Here is an 18,770-nt window from a genome sequence, read left to right as displayed (position 1 = left end):
ATGCTTCGCCGCCGCGGCCTCCTCGCCGGTTCCCTCGTCCTCACCGCCGCGATGACGCTGAGCGCCTGCGGCACGAACGACGACACCCCCTCCTCCGACTCGGCGGCGTCCGGCGGCGCGGGCGGCAAGCACACCGTGAAGACGGCCATGGGCGACGTCGAGGTCCCCGACGCGCCGAAGCGCGTCGTCGTCCTCGACACCGCGGAGCTCGACTCCGCGATCACCCTGGGCGTCAAGCCCGTCGGCGCCACCCACACCGGCACCGCGTCGGGCTTCCTGAACTACCTGCCCAAGGACAAGCTCGAAGGCATCGCCGACGTCGGCGAGATGATGACCCCCAACCTGGAGGCCATCGCCGCGCTCGAGCCCGACCTGATCCTCACCAGCAAGATCCGCCACGGCGACAAGTACGCCGAGCTGAAGAAGATCGCGCCGACGGTGATGACCGAGACCACCGGCGAGCCCTGGAAGGAGAACTTCCGGATCCACGCGGACGCGCTGGGCAAGAAGGCGGAGGCGACGAAGGCCGTCGCCGCGTACGAGGCCCGCACCGCGAAGGTCACAGAGGCGCTCGGCGGCAAGGAGAAGGCGGCCGCCACGGAGGTCAACGTCGTCCGCTTCATCGAGGGCGCGGACATCCGCATCTACGGCAAGAAGAACTACATCTCGACGATCCTCGCCGACGTCGGCCTGGGCCGCCCGGCCATCACCGACAAGGCGAAGGACGGCTTCTCCTACGACGTGAGCCCCGAGAAGATCGACCTCGCGGACGCGGAGGCCGTCTTCCACTCGACGTACGGCGACCCGGAGAAGGCGAAGCAGAAGCAGACGCTGGACAGCGCGCTGTGGAAGAGCATGAACGCGGTCAAGAACAACAAGGTGTTCTCGGTCGACGACGAACTGTGGATCCAGGGCATCGGCTACACGGCGGCGGCCCAGATCCTGGACGAGCTGGAGGCGGACCTCACGAAGTAGCGGGACGGGGGGCCGCGGCGCACGGGTGCCGCTGCGCACAGGTCCGCTGCGCACGGTGCCGCTGCGCACAGGTCCGCGTCGCGAGGGTGCCGCTGCGCGGGGCCGCGGCGCACGGGTGCCGCTGCGCACAGGTCCGCTGCGCACGGTGCCGCTGCGCACAGGTCCGCGTCGCGCGGGTGCCGCTGCGCGGGGGAGCCGCGTCACGCGGGAGCCGCTGCGCGGGGCCGCGGCGCACGGTGCCGCTGCGCACAGGTCCGCGTCGCGAGGGAGCCGCTGCACACGAGTGCCGCGTCGCACGGGAGCCGCTGCGCGGGGCCGTTCCCCTACCCGCCCCTTCCCGAACCGGGGGTGCCGCCCCCGGACCCCCGCGCCTCAATCGCCGGCGGGGCTGATTTCGCGAAGCGAAATCCAGCCCGCCCGGCGCTTGAGGGCACCGCGCGAAGCGCGGTACGGGTCCGGGGGCGGCGCCCCCGGTTACGGGAAGGGGCGGGGTGGGGAAAGCGCCCGCCGCAGGCGTCACCGCACCCGCCTCGCCCGCCACACCAAGAACACCGCCGACGCCACCGCCGCCCCCCTCACCACCCACGGCCACGTCCCCGTCAGCGCGTCCCGCATCCCGTCCTCGGGAATCGTCTCGCCCCAGTGGCCGTTGATCCGGCCCCACAGCCACAGCGCACCGCTCGCCACCGCGGCGCCGGGCAGGCCGATCACGGCGAACTTGACCTCCGTCCGGGACAGCCGGCGCGAGCCGTACGCGAGGAGCCAGCCGAGGCCGAGCGCGACGAGCGAGCCGAGGACCGCGCCGGCGACGAGCAGCACCGCGGCGAGCAGCAGCATCGGGCTGCCGAGCCCGGGCCTGGGCGCGGCTGCGGCGACCGCGTCCGCGTCCGCGCCGGCGTCTCGGCGCCTGAGCAACCGCCGCAGCACACGGCGCCGCCGCCCCGCCCCGGCCGCGGCGGTCTCCTCGCCCTCCCCGGCCCCTTGCCCGTCCTCGTCCTCGTCCTGCGACGGCGGAGGTTTCAGTATTTCGGGGATCTCGACACCGCCGACGAACCCCGCCACCGCGTCGCCCGCGCCGAACGGCGCCGGATCGATACGCCACCAGTCCGGCTCGGAGCCGGAAGGGCCCAGTTCGTCCATGCCGGCGAGGTGCGGCGGCGACGCGGCCTCGCGCGGCAAAGGCGTGGGGGCGGGGGCCGGCGGGGGCGCGTCGCCCGCCCGCGGCCGCGGCACGCGGCGTCGCCCCGGCAGACGCGACGGCGCGGACGTTCCCGGCTCCATGTCCCCCTCGGCCCAGGGCGCCTGACGCGGCGCCGGATGCGTTCCGTCGGCGTCCCGTGAGGCCGTGGAGGCCGTCGCGGCAGCGGAGGCCGCGGAGGTTCCCGAGGCCGGCGCCGACGACGTCGCCGACGCCACCACCTCGTCCGGCGTGCCGAGTTTCCCGAGGATGCGGCGTACGCCCGCCGGGCTGTCCCCGCCGAACCTCGTCCGCTGCTTCTCGATCTCGCTCCGCAGGGTCGTCACGAGCCGCATGCGCTCGCCGGACGGAAGCTGTGCCTGCTGGGCCAGGTCGCCGACGCGGCTCAGATAGTCGTAGACGAGCTGGTCGCTCTCGATCCCCACCGACACTTCCCCTGACGTTCCCGGTGTGCCCGGCGTCCCCGGTGTTCCCGCGCGCAGGCCGGCGGACGCACAAGAGCCGGCCCGCCTTCCCGGGCCGTCCCGTCCCCGACGGTAGCGCTCCAGGGGCTAACGTGGGGCGGATGGGGACCATGCCCGAAGAACGCGGCGGCAGCCCGCGCACGCTCGCGGAGGCGCTGCGCGCCCGCGACGACGAGGAGCTGGCCGCGCTGTTGCGCGCCCGCCCCGATCTGCTGAGCCCGGTGCCGAACGACGTCACCCAACTCGCCACCCGGGCCGGTACCCGCGCTTCGGTCGTGCGGGCCCTGGAGCGCCTGGACCGGTTCACCCTCCAGACCGCGGAGGCGCTGGCGGTGGCGCCGGACCCGGCACCGTACGGGACGCTGCTCGCGCTGATGGCCGGCGACGACGGTGACGCGGACGTCGCGGCCGCCCTCCCCGGCGCCCTCGGGACGCTGCGCCGGCAGGCCCTGGTGTGGGGCGACGACGACCGGCTGCGGCTGGTGCGTACGGCCCGTGAGCTGCTCGCGCCGTCCCCGACCCGCCCTTCGCCAACCGGACTCGGTCCCACGGTGACGGAGGCGACGGCCGGGATGTCGCCCGGCCGGCTCCAGGAGATCGTGGCGGCGGCGGGCCTGCCGACGACGCACGACCCGGTGTCCGCGGTGGCGTCGCTGACCGCGCTGTTCACCGACCGGACGCGGATGGCGGACCTGCTGGACACGGCCCCGTCCGACGCGCTCGCGGTGCTGGACCGGCTGGTGTGGGGCCCTCCGTACGGGGAGGTGACCGCCGATCCCACGCCGCCCGTGCGGTGGCTGCGGGACCGCGGCCTGCTGCTGCCGGCGTCGGCGCGCACAGTGGTGCTGCCGCGGGAGGTGGCACTGCATCTGCGGGCGGGCCGTGCGCACCGGGTGCCGGAGCCCGTTCCGCCGGCCGTCGCGCCCGCCGCGGAATACGGTCCACAGGCTGTGGACAACGCGGCGGCCGGACAGGCGTACACGGCACTGACCACGATCGAGGACCTGCTGAAGGACTGGCACGAGGGCGGTCCGGCGGTACTGCGCGCCGGAGGTCTGGCCGTGCGGGACCTCAAGCGGGCGGCCGCGGCGCTGGACACCAGCGAGCAGCTCGCCGCGTTCTGGATCGAACTCGCCTTCGCGGCCGGGCTGGTGGCCTCCGACGGCGAGGCGGACGAGCGGTACGCGCCGACGCCGGCGTACGACGAATGGATCGAGCTCCCGCCGGCGGAGCGGTGGGGTGAACTGGCCGTCGCCTGGTTGACGGCGACGCGTACGCCGGGCCTCGTCGGCAGCCAGGACGCCAAGGGCCGCACGCTCTCCGTCCTCGGCCCGGACCTGGACCGCTCGGCCGCCGTGGAGGTGCGCCGGCGCGTCCTCGAACTGGCGGCGGAGCTCCCGCACGGGACCGCCCCCGCCCCCGAGTCGCTGCTGTCCCGGCTGCGCTGGGAGCGGCCGCTGCGCGAGGCCGCGGGCTCCACGAAGGACCTGCGGGCACGGGTCGCGGCATGGACCCTGTCGGAGGCCGAACTGCTCGGCGTGAGCGGCCGGGGCGCACTGTCCACGCACGGCCGCGCCCTGCTCGGCGCGGAAGGCGTGGACAAAACGCCGGGCGCGGACGGCGGGACGCTCGCCGACCGGCGCGCCTGCGCCGTCAAGGCGCTCGCGCCGCTCCTGCCGGAGCCGCTCGACCACGTCCTGCTCCAGGCCGACCTCACCGCGGTGGCGCCGGGGCCCCTCGACCGCCCCCTCGCGGAGACGCTCGCCGTCCTCGCCGAGATCGAGTCCAAGGGCGGCGCCACCGTCTACCGCTTCACGCCGGGCTCCGTGCGGCGGGCACTCGACGCCGGCATGGCCGCCTCCGACGTGCACGCCTTCCTGGCCACGCACTCCCGGACGCCCGTACCGCAGCCGCTCAGCTACCTCGTCGACGACGTCGCCCGCCGCCACGGCCATCTGCGCATCGGCGCGGCCTCCGCCTACGTGCGCTGCGACGACGACGCCGTCCTCGGCGAGATCCTCGCCGACAAGCGGTCGCACGGCCTCGGGCTGCGCCGCCTCGCGCCGACCGTACTCGCCGCCCAGAGCGACCCGGGGACCCTGCTCGAGGGCCTGCGTGCGATGGGGTACGCCCCGGCCGCCGAGTCCGCGGAGGGCGATGTCCTGATCACCCGCGCCCACGCCCGCCGCACCCCGCCGCGCACCCCGCCCGCCCCCGTACCGGAAGGCCCGCCCGTGCCGGACGGCACGCTGCTCGGCGCCGCTGTGAAGGCGATCAGAGCGGGTGACATGGCGGCCACCGTCGTACGGAAACCGGCCGCGGAGGAGGGCCGGCCGCGGGCCGGTGAACTGCCCCGCACCTCGTCGGCGGAGACCCTGGCCACCGTTCAGGCCGCCGCGCTCACCGGCTCCGCGGTGTGGATCGGCTACGTCAACGCGGAGGGCACCGCCAGCCAGCGCGTCATCGCGCCGGTCCGCGTGGAGGGCGGCTTCGTGACGGCGTTCGACCACACCGCGGACGAGGTGCGGACGTATCCGCTGCACCGCATCACGGGCGTGGCGGAGCTGGCCGACGACGCCGGCTGAGCCGCCACCGGGACGAGCCGGCGGCCGGCTCCTCCGGTTGCTCCGCCTCGCCGCGCCGCCTGCGCCAGGCCCGGCCCAGCCTGCGCCCCAGCAGGACGTAGCCGATCAGCGCGCCGGTGGTGTTCAGGATCACGTCGTCCACGTCGAAGGCCCGGCCGGCGACGATCGCGCCCTGCGCCAGCTCCACCAGGGCCATCACCACGACGGTGAGCACCATCACCCGCAGCAGCCGCATCGACCTGGGCACCAGCACCGGCAGCAGCACGCCGAAGGGCACGCCGAGCAGCACATTGCCGCCGGCCTGCTTGGCGGCCGCCAGGAACGTGTACTCCTCGGCGTACTGCCGAAGGGACGCTCCGGGGCGCATGTTCACCGTCGCCACGCCCTCCGAGGCGTGGGACGGCGTGAGCGTCAGCCGGGCCAGGACCGCGGAGAACACGACCAGGGCGGCGAAGGCGCAGACGATCAGACCTGCGCGGAGGAGGGTTCTGCCCCACTCGCGGGGCCGGTCATCAGTGGTCATGACAACCCGGCTACCCGCACACTCTCCGGACAGGCCCCCGATGCGGGACACTGGATGTTTGGCCGTGTCCGGATGGACGGACCGGCCCGACCGAAAGGGTGTGGCGTTGAACGGACCGCTGATCGTCCAGAGCGACAAGACGCTCCTGCTCGAGGTGGACCACGAGCAGGCGGACGCCTGCCGTCGCGCCATCGCTCCCTTCGCCGAACTGGAGCGCGCGCCGGAGCACATCCACACCTACCGGGTCACCCCGCTCGGCCTGTGGAACGCCAGGGCCGCCGGCCACGACGCCGAGCAGGTCGTCGACGCGCTGGTCGAGTTCTCCCGCTACCCGGTGCCGCACGCCCTCCTGGTCGACGTGGCGGAGACCATGGCCCGCTACGGCCGGCTCACCCTGTCCAAGCACCCCACCCACGGGCTCGTCCTCACCTCCACCGACCGGCCGGTGCTCGAGGAGATCCTGCGGTCGAAGAAGATCCAGCCGCTGGTCGGCACCCGCATCGACCCGGACACGGTCGCCGTGCACCCCTCGGAGCGCGGCCAGATCAAGCAGACGCTGCTGAAGCTCGGCTGGCCGGCAGAGGACCTCGCGGGATACGTCGACGGTGAGGCGCACGCCATCGACCTCGACGAGACCGGATGGGCCCTGCGCCCGTACCAGAAGCAGGCCGTCGAGGGCTTCTGGCACGGCGGCTCCGGCGTGGTCGTCCTCCCCTGCGGCGCGGGCAAGACCCTCGTCGGCGCCGGTGCCATGGCCCGGGCGAAGGCCACCACCCTGATCCTGGTCACCAACACCGTCTCGGCCCGCCAGTGGAAGCACGAGCTGGTGAAGCGCACCTCGCTGACCGAGGACGAGATCGGCGAGTACAGCGGTACGAGGAAGGAGATCCGGCCGGTCACCATCGCCACGTACCAGGTCCTGACGACCAAGCGGAAGGGCATCTACCCCCACCTGGAGCTCTTCGACTCCCGCGACTGGGGCCTGATCCTCTACGACGAGGTGCACCTGCTGCCCGCGCCGGTGTTCAAGTTCACCGCCGACCTCCAGGCCCGCCGCCGGCTCGGCCTCACGGCCACCCTCGTGCGCGAGGACGGCCGGGAGTCGGACGTCTTCTCCCTCATCGGCCCCAAGCGTTTCGACGCGCCGTGGAAGGAGATCGAGGCGCAGGGCTACATCGCCCCGGCGGACTGCGTGGAGGTACGGGTCAACCTGACCGACTCCGAGCGGCTGGCGTACGCGACGGCGGAGCAGGAGGAGAAGTACCGCTTCTGCGCGACGACCGCGACCAAGCGCAGGGTGACCGAGCAGCTGGTGCGCAAGCACGCCGGTCAGCAGACGCTCGTCATCGGCCAGTACATCGACCAGCTCGACGAGCTGGGCGAGCACCTGGACGCGCCGGTCATCAAGGGCGAAACGCCGAACACCCAGCGCGAGAAGCTCTTCGACGCGTTCCGCAACGGCGAGATCAGCGTGCTGGTGGTGTCCAAGGTCGCGAACTTCTCGATCGACCTGCCGGAGGCGACGATCGCGATCCAGGTGTCCGGGACGTTCGGCTCCCGGCAGGAGGAGGCCCAGCGCCTCGGCCGGGTGCTGCGCCCGAAGGCGGACGGCCACAAGGCGCACTTCTATTCGGTGGTGGCGCGGGACACGATCGACCAGGACTTCGCGGCCCACCGCCAGCGGTTCCTGGCCGAACAGGGCTACGCGTACCGGATCATGGACGCGGACGATCTGCTGACGGGCTCCGGGGAGCCGTCGTAACGGGGGCGTAGCGCGGTACCCGTTGCCGGGGTGGGCTTCCGTGGCGGGGGCGTTACCCCGGGGACGGGGGCGCTGCCGCCGGGACGGGGGCGCTGCCGCCGGGACGGGGGCGCTGTCGATCGTGGCGGGGGCGTTGTCGCCGGGACGGGGGCGCTGTCGATCGTGGCGGGGGCGTTGTCGCGCGGGGCCGTTGCCGCCGGGACGGGGGCGCTGTCGCGGGGCCGTCGTCACCGACGCCGCGGGCTCAGCGGCGGCGGACGCCGGCCTCCTCCGCGTACTCGCCGAGGACGGCGACGCTGAAGACGGCGCCCGCGAAGACCCTGACCGCGCGCAGGGCGTTGCCCACGCGGTGGTGCCGACTGTCACCGGCACCGCTCGCGGCGGCTGTGTGGCGGGTGGTTCCCGGGGTGAGGATCGCTGTGGTCATGCGTCCATGGTGCTGCGCGTCACCCCCTCGGAGCATCGGGCTGCGGGGTGAACCGTCACGCGCTCCACGTACTACTCCAGGCAGAGCGCGTCCCCTACGGGAATGACCCCGCCGTCCCTACGGGTGTGACTCCGCGGTCCGCCTCGGACCCAGGACTGCTCCGACGGCAAAGAGGCCGAGCGCCGCGGCCGCCGCGAGGACAGAGGCGCCCTCATGCAGAGGCCAGGCCCACGGATACGGCCTTCGGCCCGGTCCCAGGCCGATGAGCGCGCAGACAACAGGGACGGCGGCGACGGCCGGCGGACCGTACATCGAGCCCAGGAAGTGCTGGACGATCAGGCCCACCCCGAGGTACCCGACAAGGTTCCGTGCCGTGCCCAGGCCGAGGCCGAAGTCGAGCCACTGGGCCTCGATCAGTCCCAGTGACACCGTGACGAGGGCGACGCATCCGAACAGGAAGGTCCGGTACGACCCGACCGGCCTGACAGCGGTGACATCCGCCTCCGCAGGAGCCCTGCTCATCGCATGCAGCAGGACGCAGACGGGAGCCACCGGGAGTACCAGGGGCAGCGGGATGCCGGCCCCGAAGCCGCCCATGAGGGACGGAACGGGAAGCGCGGACCCGGCGAGCAGGGGCGCGAGGACGAAACAGGCCGGCACGCACGCAAAGGACAGGTGCACCATGTGCACGCGGAGCCACCAGGTCACGGCTTCTCCCCGCCCTCTTGCCGGAAGGAGGCCGGACGGAGGTCCGGCTTCACCGAGCAGTCCAGAACGGACCGCATATTGCGCTCGTACCATGCGTGTTGCTCATCAGCGGACAGCCCGCGCACCTGCCGGGCGAGGGCCACGGCCTCGGACGGCCAGTGCTGAACCAACTCCTCCTCCGGCTCCCCCGCAGTGAGCGACAGCCAGGCGTAGATCGCGCTGTGCGCGGCATCTCCCGGATACTCGGCGCCGGGCATCGCAGCGCAGTCCGGAGGTGCGCTCGGCAGGACGCTGGTCGCCGTGGTCGCCCGGACCACGCTCTCCGAAGGGTGCGGTTCCCCGAACTCGACGCGCGCCGCCGGGGTGACGCCTACTTCGCCCAGGCGCTTCCCGGTGTCCTGCGCCCAGCGGACCATGTCGTCCTCCCGGTCGTACTGCTCAGGCCATACGCAGACCTGGACGCGTGTCCCCGTGCACCTCCGAAGTTCAGGGTCGCGGGCCTGCACGCCCCGGAATTCGAGCGGCACCGCCAGGACCAGGGCGCCGACAGTGCCGACGGCAGCCGCCGAGACGGCATAACCCATGTCGCGGCGGCGCCTGTTGTTGAGAGCGACGGCGATCAGAGCGGCAGCGACAAGCCCGGCGGAGAAGAGGACGGTGGCCGCCATGCTGCGGAGCGAGGCGGTCTGGTCGAGGCCGCAGCACTCACTCATCCCCTGGCCGTTGAGGTGTCGCAGCCAGGGCAGCTCACCGATCGCGGCGGGCCAAAACCCCCAGAGATAGCCGAAGACGAGCATGACCGCTGCTCCGAGAACGCGCGGCATCAGCGGTCCCACGAGCCAACCGAGCGCGATGTGGGACACCACGACCGCGTAAGCCGTGACCAGTATTCCCAGGCTCGGGAAACCGGGCGCGCCCAGAGCGGTGGAAGAAAATGCCGCGAGACTCGCCAGCACACCCAGCAGACCAAGAACCGCGACAGGGGCGAGATGCAGCCAGGCGATATGAAGGCGACCGCGGACGGGAGCCCAATTGTCGACCTCCGCGCGGTGGATCCTCGCGGACTCCCAAGCGGCACACGCGCCGCACCCCGCACTGACGAAACCGAGCACGATCAACGACTGGGCAGTCGCGGATTCCCAGTACTGAATCACCGATTCCGTGTTCTGCACGCCGAACCAGAACAAGACCGGGACCATGACCGGAGCAAGCCAGGCAGCCGGCCCCGACCGGAGAAGTGTCCCCAGACGCATGGGTCAGACCTCCCCACGGACAAGGCCGCGATAGGCGCTCTCGGCCCGGCGCTCGACCGGCACACCTTCCGGAGCCCGCGCGAAGAAGTCCCTCACCGTCCCTTGGAATGCCACCTGTCCCCGGTCGAAGACGATGACGCTTTCATAGACGTCGGCGAGATCCTCCGTCTGGTGAGTGGACACGACGAAACTGACGGATTCCGACAGTTCCGCCACCAATTCGCGGAAGACGCCACGCTGTACGGGGTCGAGGCCGGCCGTCGGCTCATCGAGCAACACGACTTGGGCGTCGTGAATCAGCGACTGCGCGATTCCGAGCCGTCGCATCTGGCCACCGGACAGCTCGTGACTGCGACGACCCGCCAACTCGGCGAGCCGGACCTGGTCCAACGCCCTCGCAGAACGTTCCCACGCGTCAGACCTCGACAGCCCCTTCAGCCAGCCGGCATAGGCGGCCTGTTCCCGCACCGTCAGCGACGGCACGGGTTTCACGTTCTGGGGCAACCACCCGACCCTGCGCCGGTATTCACCGCGGTGACGCCTGTCCGTGCTGCACATCCTCCCCAGCTGCACACGTCCGGAGGCCGGGGCGAGGACGGAGGCCCCCAGCGACAACAGAGTCGACTTCCCGGCCCCGTTGGGCCCCAACAGCACGGTGCACCCCGCCGGGAACTCCAGTGTCAGGCCATCAAGGACAGGGACCCCCGCACGGTAGGCGAAGGAACATTCAGTGAAGCGAAGTGGCACGGCATGTCCAGAAGGTCACCGGCTCCGGAAGACCCGAGCGCTTATTCCTGAGCTGCAGCCCCACGCACCGGGACCTGTCGGTTCCACTTCCGTCCTCCGCCGGATGAGCGGAGAAGCCGGAAAAGACAGTCGTCGCGACATTGCCGCGTTTCTCGTCACCCCGGTGACGTGGCTGCTTCCCCGGAAGCCACCTCGCAGATGGCATGACGGTCCTGCACTTCGTGGTCACGTTCCCCCTCCGATCCGGAAATGCGGCGGCTGGTCAGGCCGCGCGGTCCGTACGTGACGGACGAGTAATGCGGAGTGATCGTATGACTGCTCGGGGTCTCGCGTAGAAGGTTCTCGGCGGCGACGGCGACAAGACGCCGGAAATGCTCCCGCTCCGCACGGGCGAGCGCGCCGGCGGACCCCGCGAAAACCGTTCGCGTCCCCCTCGCCCGCCCCACTACAATCGCGGGCTCGCCCCAGGTCGCCTGTCCGCAGCCCGGGGTCTTCCCCCGCCTCCCCCGAGGAGAGCCGCCGCCCGGACGGAAACCGGCCGGTCCGCCATGTCGTGATCACGCAGCTCAGCCGGAGGCAACCCGTGCCCGCGCACGCCCCTGTACCCGACGTATCCACCGTGCCCACCGACGGGGACGACCCGCTCTCCCGTGAGCGGGCGCACCTCGCCGCGTCGCGGTCCGCCCTGCGTGCGATGCGCGAGGACGTCCAGTCCCTAGACATCAGGGACGTCACCGCGAACTGGGTCAACGCCGCCGTCCTCCAGTCGCAGATCGAGGACCGCATCAAGGCGCTCGCCGACCTGTCCCACACCCCGCTCTTCTTCGGCCGCCTCGACTACCTGCCCACCACGCAGGAGGGCCGGCGGTTCTACATCGGCCGCCGGCACGTCCATGACGCCGCCGGCGACCCCATGGTCATCGACTGGCGCGCGCCGGTCTCCCAGCCCTTCTACCGGGCCTCGCGCAAGGACCCGCAGGACGTCGGCCTCCGCCGGCGCTTCGGCTACACCGGCGGCGACCTCACGGCGTACGAGGACGAACACCTCACCGACCCGTCGGAGACCGAGCAGACCTCGAGGCTCCTCCAGGCGGAGATCGAGCGGCCGCGCGTCGGCCCCATGCGGGACATCGTCGCGACGATCCAGCCCGAGCAGGACGAGATCGTGCGCAGCGGGCTGTCCGGCACGGTCTGCGTGCAGGGCGGACCGGGCACCGGAAAGACGGCCGTCGGTCTGCACCGTGTCGCGTACCTCCTCTACGCGCACCGGGAACGCCTGGCGCGCACCGGCACCCTGGTCATCGGGCCGAACCGTTCCTTCCTCCACTACATCGAGCAGGTCCTGCCCGCCCTCGGCGAGCTGGAGGTCAAGCAGGCCACGGTCGACGACCTGGTGGGACACGTGGAGGTCCGCGGCCGGGACACCGCCGCGGCGGCCGTCGTCAAGGGCGACGCCCGGATGGCGCAGGTCCTGCGGCGCGCGGTCCGCTCCCACGTCACGATGCCGACGGAGCCGCTGGTCGTGGTGCGCGGATCGCGGCGCTGGCGGATCCCGGCGTACGAACTCGAGGAGATCGTCCGCGAGTTGCTCGACCGCGACATCCGCTACGGAGCCGCCCGCGACGCCCTCCCCCAGCGGATCGCGCACACCGTGCTGGTCCGCATGGAAGAGGCGGGCGAGGCGCCCGACGACCGGGTCCAGGATGCCGTCGCCCGCAACCCCGCCGTCAAGGCGGCGGTCAAGGCGATCTGGCCGCCGGTCGATCCGGCGAAGCTCGTGCTGCGGCTGCTCTCCGACGGGGAGTTCCTCGCCACGCACGCGGAAGGCATCCTCACGCCGGACGAGCAGGCCACGATCCTGCCGGCGAAGCCCGCTCGCAGCGTGCGGTCCGCGAAGTGGTCGGCGGCGGACGCGGTGCTGATCGACGAGGCGACGGACCTGGTGCAGCGCACCCAGTCACTGGGCCATGTCGTCCTCGACGAGGCGCAGGACCTGTCCCCGATGCAGTACCGCGCGGTGGGCCGCCGCTGCTCGACGGGGTCGGCGACGGTCCTCGGCGACCTCGCGCAGGGCACGACGCCCTGGGCGACCGCCTCATGGGCGGAGGCGCTGACCCACCTCGGCAAGCCGGAAGCGGTCGTCGAGGAGCTGACCGCGGGTTTCCGCGTCCCCCGCGAGGTGATCGCCTACGCGTCGCGCCTGCTTCCGCACATGTCCCCCGGCCTGGCGCCGGTCTCCTCGGTCCGCGAGTCCCCCGGCTCCCTCGAGGTCCGCGAGGTCGCGGACGCCGCGGACCTCGACGCGGCGGTCGTCGCGGCGTGCACGGAATCCCTCCGCAACGAGGGGTCGATCGGGCTGATCGCGGCGGACAGCCGTGTCCCGGCGCTCTCCGCCGCGCTGGCCGCGGCGGATCTCCCGTACCTCTCGCCCGGCGAGGAGACCACCGCCGAGGCGCGTCTCACCCTCGTCCCCGCGTCGCTGGCGAAGGGCCTGGAGTACGACTACGTGGTCCTCGACGAGCCGTCGTCGGTCATCACCGACGAACCGGACCTCCGTACGGGGCTGCGCCGCCTGTACGTGTCCCTGACCCGCGCCGTCTCCGGCCTCACGGTCGTCCACGCGACGCCGCTCCCACCCCAACTGGCCTGAGACCCGACCCCACCCGGGCCGACCCCGGCCGGCACGGGCGCGGGCCGGACCCCCGGCCGGGCGGTCGGCCCGGACCGGGCGGTGGGCCCGGACCGGGCGGTGGGCCCGGACAGGCGACGGGCCCGGCCGGGGTCGGCCCGGACCGGGCGAGGAGACCGGGCCCGGCAGGGCCCACCGCGTCTCCGGCGCGCTACGCGTCCAGCGCGGCGCGCCATTCGCGGACCGCCGTCGGGTCCACGGGCGCCGACCATCCGCCGGGCCGGGCCGCGCCGCCGATGTGGAAGCCCGTCAGGCCCGCCTGCCGCAGAGCCGGGACGTGGTCCAGACGCAGGCCCCCGCCCACCAGGAGCTGCGGCTCGTAGCCCGGTTCACCGTGCCGCGCGGCCTCGGCGAGGAGCGTGCGCATGCCGTCGTCGACGCCCGCGGCGGAACCGGCCGTCAGATACGTGTCGAGTCCGGGCAGGTCGGCGAGCTGCTTGCGCAGGGCGTCCCGGTCCGCCGCGTGGTCGATCGCGCGGTGGAAGGTCCAGCGGCAACCGTCGACGACGGCCAGCAGCCGTTCGATCGTGACGAGGTCCGGCAGCCCGTGGTCGTCGAGGAAGCCGAGGACGAACTCGTCCGCCCCCGCCTCGCGCAGTTCCTCCGCGGCCCGGACCAGGGCGTCCACGTCCGCCGGCCCGCCGGCCGCGAAGCCGTCGGAGAGGCGGAGCATCACGCGCAGCGGGATGTCGACGGCCGCGCGGATCGCCTTGAAGGTGGCGACCGGCGGCGTCAGCCCGTCGGCCGCGATGTCGGTGATCAGCTCCAGCCGGTCGGCCCCTCCGGACCGGGCAGCGACCGCGTCCTGCGCGTCGAGGGCGATCACCTCAAGGAGTACACGGTTGCTCATGGGACCCATTCCTCCAGGCTCCGACAGGTCTAGTCCATTGACCAGCCTAATGCTCGGCGGCCCGGACGGCAGCCGCACCCCTGATCCTTTCCGGGAAGCGGGCTTGCATCCAGTACGGGGCGGGGGTATACATGAAGACGACGAAGATACCCCCAGGGGGTATCAAGAAGAGGCCGAGGAGACACCATGCCGCAGACCGCGACCGAAACCCGCTCCGTAGAGCTCGCCATCGGTGGCATGACGTGCGCCTCCTGCGCCGCGCGCATCGAGAAGAAGCTCAACCGCATGGAAGGGGTCGAGGCGACCGTCAACTACGCCACGGAGAAGGCGAAGGTCTCCTTCGCGGAGGGCACCGCCGTCGCCGATCTGATCGCCACGGTGGAGGCCACGGGCTACACCGCCGCCGAGCCCGCGCCCCCACCCACCGAGGGCGGGCCCGCAGCACAGGACGGGGCCCCGGCGGACGACGGGCTGACCCCGCTGCGGCAGCGGCTGGTGACCGCGGTGGTGCTCGCGGTGCCGGTGGTCGCGATGGCGATGGTCCCCGCGCTGCAGATCGAGTACTGGCAGTGGCTGAGTCTGACCCTGGCCGCCCCGGTCGTCACCTACGCGGCCTGGCCCTTCCACCGGGCGGCGTGGACGAACGCGAAGCACGGCGCGGCGACGATGGACACGCTGATCTCGGTCGGCACGTCGGCCGCGTTCCTGTGGTCGCTGTGGGCGCTGTTCTTCGGCACCGCCGGCACCCCCGGCATGACGCACCCCTTCGAGTTCACGATCGCCCGCAGTGACGGGGCGGGGAACATCTACCTGGAGGCGGCGGCCGGCGTCACCGCGTTCATCCTGGCCGGACGGTACTTCGAGGCCCGCTCGAAGCGCCGGGCGGGCGCGGCGCTGAAGGCGCTGCTGGAGCTGGGCGCCAAGGACGTGACCGTGCTGCGCGACGGCCGACAGGAGACGATCCCGACCTCCGAGCTGAGGACCGGGGACCGGTTCCTCGTCCGGCCGGGCGAGAAGATCGCCACCGACGGCACCGTGGTGGAGGGCGCCTCCGCCGTCGACGCCTCGATGCTCACCGGCGAGTCCGTCCCGGTCGAGGTCTCGGTCGGCGACACCGTCACCGGCGCCACCCTGAACGCCGGCGGCCGCCTCGTCGTCGAAGCCACCCGCGTCGGCGCCGACACCCAGCTCGCACGGATGGCGAAGCTCGTCGAGGACGCGCAGAACGGCAAGGCCGCGGCCCAGCGCCTCGCCGACAGGATCTCCGCCGTGTTCGTCCCGGTCGTCATCGCCCTCGCCCTCGGCACCCTGGGCTTCTGGCTCGGCAACGGCTCCGGCCTGACCGCCGCGTTCACCGCAGCCGTCGCCGTCCTGATCATCGCCTGCCCCTGCGCCCTGGGCCTCGCCACGCCGACCGCGCTGATGGTCGGCACCGGCCGCGGCGCGCAGCTCGGCATCCTGATCAAGGGCCCCGAGGTCCTGGAGACCACCCGCAAGGTCGACACGATCGTCCTCGACAAGACCGGCACCGTCACCACCGGCCGGATGACCCTGCTCGCCGTGCACACCGCCGACGGCACCGAGGAGACCGAGGTGCTGCGGCTGGCCGGTGCGCTGGAGAACGCCTCCGAGCACCCCATCGCCCAGGCCGTCGCCACCGGGGCGGCGGAGAAGCTCGGCAGCCTGCCCACCCCCGAGGACTTCGCGAACGTCCCCGGCCTCGGCGTCCAGGGCGTCGTCGACGGGCACGCCGTCCTCGTGGGCCGCGAGAAGCTGCTCCACGACTGGGCGATGGAACTGCCCGCAGACCTCGCCCGCGCCAAGCACGACGCGGAGGCCGCCGGCCGCACCGCGATCACCGTCGCCTGGGACGGCGAGGTGCGCGCGGTCCTCGAGGTCGCTGACGCCGTCAAGGACACCAGCGCGGAGGCGGTCCGCCGCCTGCGGGCCCTCGGCCTGACCCCGATCCTCCTCACCGGCGACAACGAGGCCGTCGCCAGGAGCGTGGCCGCCGAGGTCGGCATCTCCCCCGACGACGTGATCGCGGAGGTCATGCCCGAGGACAAGGTGAACGTCGTCAAGCGCCTCCAGGCGGAAGGCCGCAGCGTCGCCATGGTCGGCGACGGCGTCAACGACGCCGCCGCCCTCGCCCAGGCCGACCTCGGCCTCGCCATGGGCACCGGCACCGACGCCGCCATCGAAGCAGGCGACCTCACCCTCGTCCGCGGCGACCTCACCGCCGCCGCCGACGCCATCCGCCTCTCCCGCAAGACCCTCGGCACCATCAGGTCCAACCTCTTCTGGGCCTTCGCCTACAACGTCGCCGCCCTCCCCCTCGCCGCCGCCGGCCTCCTCAACCCCATGATCGCCGGAGCCGCCATGGCCTTCTCCTCCGTCTTCGTCGTCGCCAACTCGCTGCGCCTGCGTGGCTTCAAGGCCGCGTGAAGGAGCGCGAAAGGCCCCGGGCACCCGCCCCGGGGCCTTTCGCGCGTGCGGGCACAATATGAGCCATGACCGACCGATCCGCCGACCTCGGCGCCCGCTGGACCGAAGCGCTCCTCGGGGCCCGCGGGGACGCGAGCGGACCCGACCCCCTGCCGTACGGGGAGAACCTGCTCGCGCGCTGGGCCGAGCCGCAGCGGCGCTACCACACCACCGGCCATCTGGTCGCGGTCCTCGACCACGTCGACACCCTCGCCGGTCACGCGGACGATCCGGACCTCGTACGGCTGGCCGCCTGGTTCCACGACGCCGTGTATCTCCCCGACCGCTCGGAGAACGAGGAGCGCTCGGCCCGCCTCGCGGAGCGCGCCCTCCCGGAGGCCGGTCTCAGCGGGCGGGCGACCGCCGAGGTGGCCCGGCTCGTCCGCCTGACCACGACCCACGCCCCCGACGAGGGCGACCGCAACGGCGAGGTGCTGTGCGACGCGGACCTGGCGATCCTGGCCGCCGCCCCCGACGCGTACGCCGCATACGCGGCGGCGGTGCGCGAGGAGTACGCCTTCGTCCCCGACGAGGCCTTCCGGGACGGCCGTGCCGCGGTGCTCCGCCAGCTGCTCGCCCTGCCGCGGCTGTTCCGTACACCGCACGGCCGGCGCGAGTGGGAACGAAAGGCCCGCCACAACCTCACCGTCGAGCTGGAGCTGCTCGCCGCGTCCTGATCCCGGGTGGGCCGGGGAATTCCAGGCTTCAACCTCCTGTTGGCAACTGTCATGCCCGACCCTTCCGTACGCCCCGCCCGCGCCCGTATGCCGCTCGCCGTCTACATCCTCGGCCTCTCCGTCTTCGCGCTCGGGACGAGCGAGTTCATGCTCTCCGGGCTGCTGCCGCCGATCGCGGCGGACATGGACGTATCGATCCCCCGGGCCGGGCTGCTGACCTCCGCGTTCGCGGTCGGCATGGTGGTCGGCGCACCGCTGCTCGCCGTCGCGACGCTACGGCTGCCCCGCAGGACCACTCTCATCGCGCTGATCTCCGTCTTCGGCGTCGGCCAGGTCGCCGGCGCCCTCGCGCCCACCTACGAGATCCTTTTCGCCTCCCGCGTCATCAGCGCGCTCGCCTGCGCCGGCTTCTGGGCCGTCGGCGCGGCCGTCGCCATCGCGATGGTGCCGGTGACCTCACGCGCCCGGGCCATGGCCGTCATGATCGGCGGACTGTCGATCGCCAACGTCCTCGGTGTCCCCGCGGGCGCGTTCCTCGGTGAGCACCTGGGCTGGCGGTCGGCGTTCTGGGCGGTCGGCGCGGCGTCCGCCGTGGCACTCGTCGGCGTACTGATGAGGATCCCGCACATCCCGCTGCCCGAGCAGAAGCCCCAGCTGCGCAAGGAGCTGACGATCTACCGGGACGGCCAGGTCTGGCTGGCCGTGGCGATCACCGCGCTGGCGGCGGGCGGCGTGTTCTGCCTCTTCACCTACCTCAGTCCGCTGCTCACCGGCGTGGCGGGGCTGGACGCCGGCTGGGTGCCGACCGTGCTCGCGCTGTTCGGCATCGGCGCGCTGGCCGGCTCGACGATCGGCGGCCGGGTGGCCGACGCGCACCTCTTCGGCGTGATGCTCAGCGGCATAGCCGCGTCGACGGTGCTGCTGGCGGCGATCGGGCTGTTCGCCTCGTACGCGGCCGCCGCGGTGGCGCTGTCGTTCCTGCTCGGCTTCTCCTCGTTCTTCACGGCCCCGGCGCTCAACGCCCGGATGTTCAACGTCGCGGGCGCGGCCCCGACGCTCGCCGGTGCGACGACGACGGCGGCGTTCAACCTCGGCAACACCGGCGGCCCCTGGCTCGGCGGTGTGGTGATCGACGCGGACCTCGGCTTCACGTCCACGGCCTGGGCGGGCGCGGCCATGATGGTCGTCGCCATCGTCCTCGTGGTGGTGGCGCTGCGGCTCCACGGCAGCTCACGGGTGGTGTCCCAGTCGGTCCCGGGCGAGCGGGCCGTGTCGGCGGAACGGGTCTGAGCGCAGCCCGTCCCGGGGGAACGGGTCCGGAAGGTACGCGTCAGGGCGGAACGGGTCCCGGCGGACGTGACCGGGTGGAACGGGCCGGGCGGAACGGGCCGGGCGGACGTGGCCGGGTCCCTGCGGAACGGGCCGGTC

Annotated in this window: 14 protein-coding genes; 7 read left to right on the top strand and 7 right to left on the bottom strand. The window is 73.0% G+C overall.

Going from position 1 to position 18,770, the window contains the following annotated elements; all coding sequences use genetic code 11:
• Nucleotides 1–975, top strand: a complete 975-nt coding sequence (locus SPRI_RS20500; protein WP_182327960.1) for an ABC transporter substrate-binding protein — start codon at nt 1–3, stop codon at nt 973–975.
• Nucleotides 976–1,491: 516 nt separating this feature from the next.
• Here the strand turns inward: SPRI_RS20500 and SPRI_RS20495 are convergent.
• Nucleotides 1,492–2,598: a hypothetical protein gene (locus SPRI_RS20495; protein ID WP_053557764.1), complete on the bottom strand. Its 1,107-nt coding sequence runs from the start codon at nt 2,596–2,598 to the stop codon at nt 1,492–1,494.
• A 149-nt stretch (nt 2,599–2,747) separates the two neighbouring features.
• On the opposite strand from SPRI_RS20495, the gene SPRI_RS20490 reads away from it, so the two are divergent.
• Nucleotides 2,748–5,222 carry a helicase C-terminal domain-containing protein gene (locus tag SPRI_RS20490; RefSeq protein ID WP_107082439.1) on the top strand — a complete coding sequence of 825 codons (2,475 nt, stop codon included), beginning with the start codon at nt 2,748–2,750 and terminating at the stop codon, nt 5,220–5,222.
• Here the strand turns inward: SPRI_RS20490 and SPRI_RS20485 are convergent.
• A complete protein-coding gene (locus SPRI_RS20485) occupies nt 5,185–5,745 on the bottom strand; it encodes a VanZ family protein (RefSeq protein ID WP_005315808.1) in 561 nt (186 codons plus the stop codon). The two genes, SPRI_RS20490 and SPRI_RS20485, sit on opposite strands and share 38 nt — an antisense overlap.
• Before the next feature lie 106 nt (nt 5,746–5,851).
• On the opposite strand from SPRI_RS20485, the gene SPRI_RS20480 reads away from it, so the two are divergent.
• Nucleotides 5,852–7,507 (top strand): DNA repair helicase XPB, encoded by a 1,656-nt coding sequence (locus SPRI_RS20480; protein WP_053557763.1) that lies wholly within the window; start codon nt 5,852–5,854, stop codon nt 7,505–7,507.
• 244 nt (nt 7,508–7,751) lie between these two features.
• Here the strand turns inward: SPRI_RS20480 and SPRI_RS20475 are convergent, their stop codons facing one another.
• From SPRI_RS20475 to SPRI_RS20460, 4 genes are all read right to left on the bottom strand, one after another.
• Nucleotides 7,752–7,934: a hypothetical protein gene (locus tag SPRI_RS20475; RefSeq protein WP_037774354.1), complete on the bottom strand. Its 183-nt coding sequence runs from the start codon at nt 7,932–7,934 to the stop codon at nt 7,752–7,754.
• Between the two features lie 117 nt (nt 7,935–8,051).
• Nucleotides 8,052–8,642 (bottom strand): hypothetical protein, encoded by a 591-nt coding sequence (locus tag SPRI_RS20470; protein ID WP_005315803.1) that lies wholly within the window; start codon nt 8,640–8,642, stop codon nt 8,052–8,054.
• Nucleotides 8,639–9,829 (bottom strand): DUF7224 domain-containing protein, encoded by a 1,191-nt coding sequence (locus SPRI_RS20465; RefSeq protein ID WP_234020406.1) that lies wholly within the window; start codon nt 9,827–9,829, stop codon nt 8,639–8,641. Before SPRI_RS20465 ends, SPRI_RS20470 begins: the two co-directional genes overlap by 4 nt.
• Before the next feature lie 69 nt (nt 9,830–9,898).
• Nucleotides 9,899–10,642, bottom strand: coding sequence for an ATP-binding cassette domain-containing protein (locus SPRI_RS20460; protein ID WP_005315799.1), 744 nt, complete (start codon nt 10,640–10,642; stop codon nt 9,899–9,901).
• A gap of 619 nt (nt 10,643–11,261) precedes the next feature.
• Between SPRI_RS20460 and SPRI_RS20455 the strand changes: the two genes are divergently transcribed.
• Nucleotides 11,262–13,292 carry a HelD family protein gene (locus tag SPRI_RS20455; protein ID WP_238996236.1) on the top strand — a complete coding sequence of 677 codons (2,031 nt, stop codon included), beginning with the start codon at nt 11,262–11,264 and terminating at the stop codon, nt 13,290–13,292.
• A 190-nt stretch (nt 13,293–13,482) separates the two neighbouring features.
• Here the strand turns inward: SPRI_RS20455 and SPRI_RS20450 are convergent, their stop codons facing one another.
• Nucleotides 13,483–14,181 carry a copper homeostasis protein CutC gene (locus SPRI_RS20450; RefSeq protein WP_053557155.1) on the bottom strand — a complete coding sequence of 233 codons (699 nt, stop codon included), beginning with the start codon at nt 14,179–14,181 and terminating at the stop codon, nt 13,483–13,485.
• 186 nt (nt 14,182–14,367) lie between these two features.
• On the opposite strand from SPRI_RS20450, the gene SPRI_RS20445 reads away from it, so the two are divergent.
• The 3 genes from SPRI_RS20445 (at nt 14,368) to SPRI_RS20435 (ending at nt 18,632) form a co-directional block, all read left to right on the top strand.
• Nucleotides 14,368–16,626, top strand: a complete 2,259-nt coding sequence (locus tag SPRI_RS20445; protein ID WP_005315792.1) for a heavy metal translocating P-type ATPase — start codon at nt 14,368–14,370, stop codon at nt 16,624–16,626.
• A 65-nt stretch (nt 16,627–16,691) separates the two neighbouring features.
• On the top strand, nt 16,692–17,342 hold the full coding sequence (locus tag SPRI_RS20440; RefSeq protein WP_005315788.1) for an HD domain-containing protein: 651 nt from the start codon (nt 16,692–16,694) through the stop codon (nt 17,340–17,342).
• Between the two features lie 87 nt (nt 17,343–17,429).
• Complete coding sequence (locus SPRI_RS20435; protein ID WP_037776624.1) at nt 17,430–18,632, top strand: Cmx/CmrA family chloramphenicol efflux MFS transporter; 1,203 nt, start codon at nt 17,430–17,432, stop codon at nt 18,630–18,632.
• Nucleotides 18,633–18,770: the final 138 nt, after the last annotated feature.

The organism is Streptomyces pristinaespiralis, assembly GCF_001278075.1.
In the GTDB taxonomy this organism is placed as follows: Bacteria; Actinomycetota; Actinomycetes; order Streptomycetales; family Streptomycetaceae; genus Streptomyces; species Streptomyces pristinaespiralis.
Note: the sequence above shows the minus strand (reverse complement) of the source record. Positions and strands in the feature narration are given on the sequence as shown.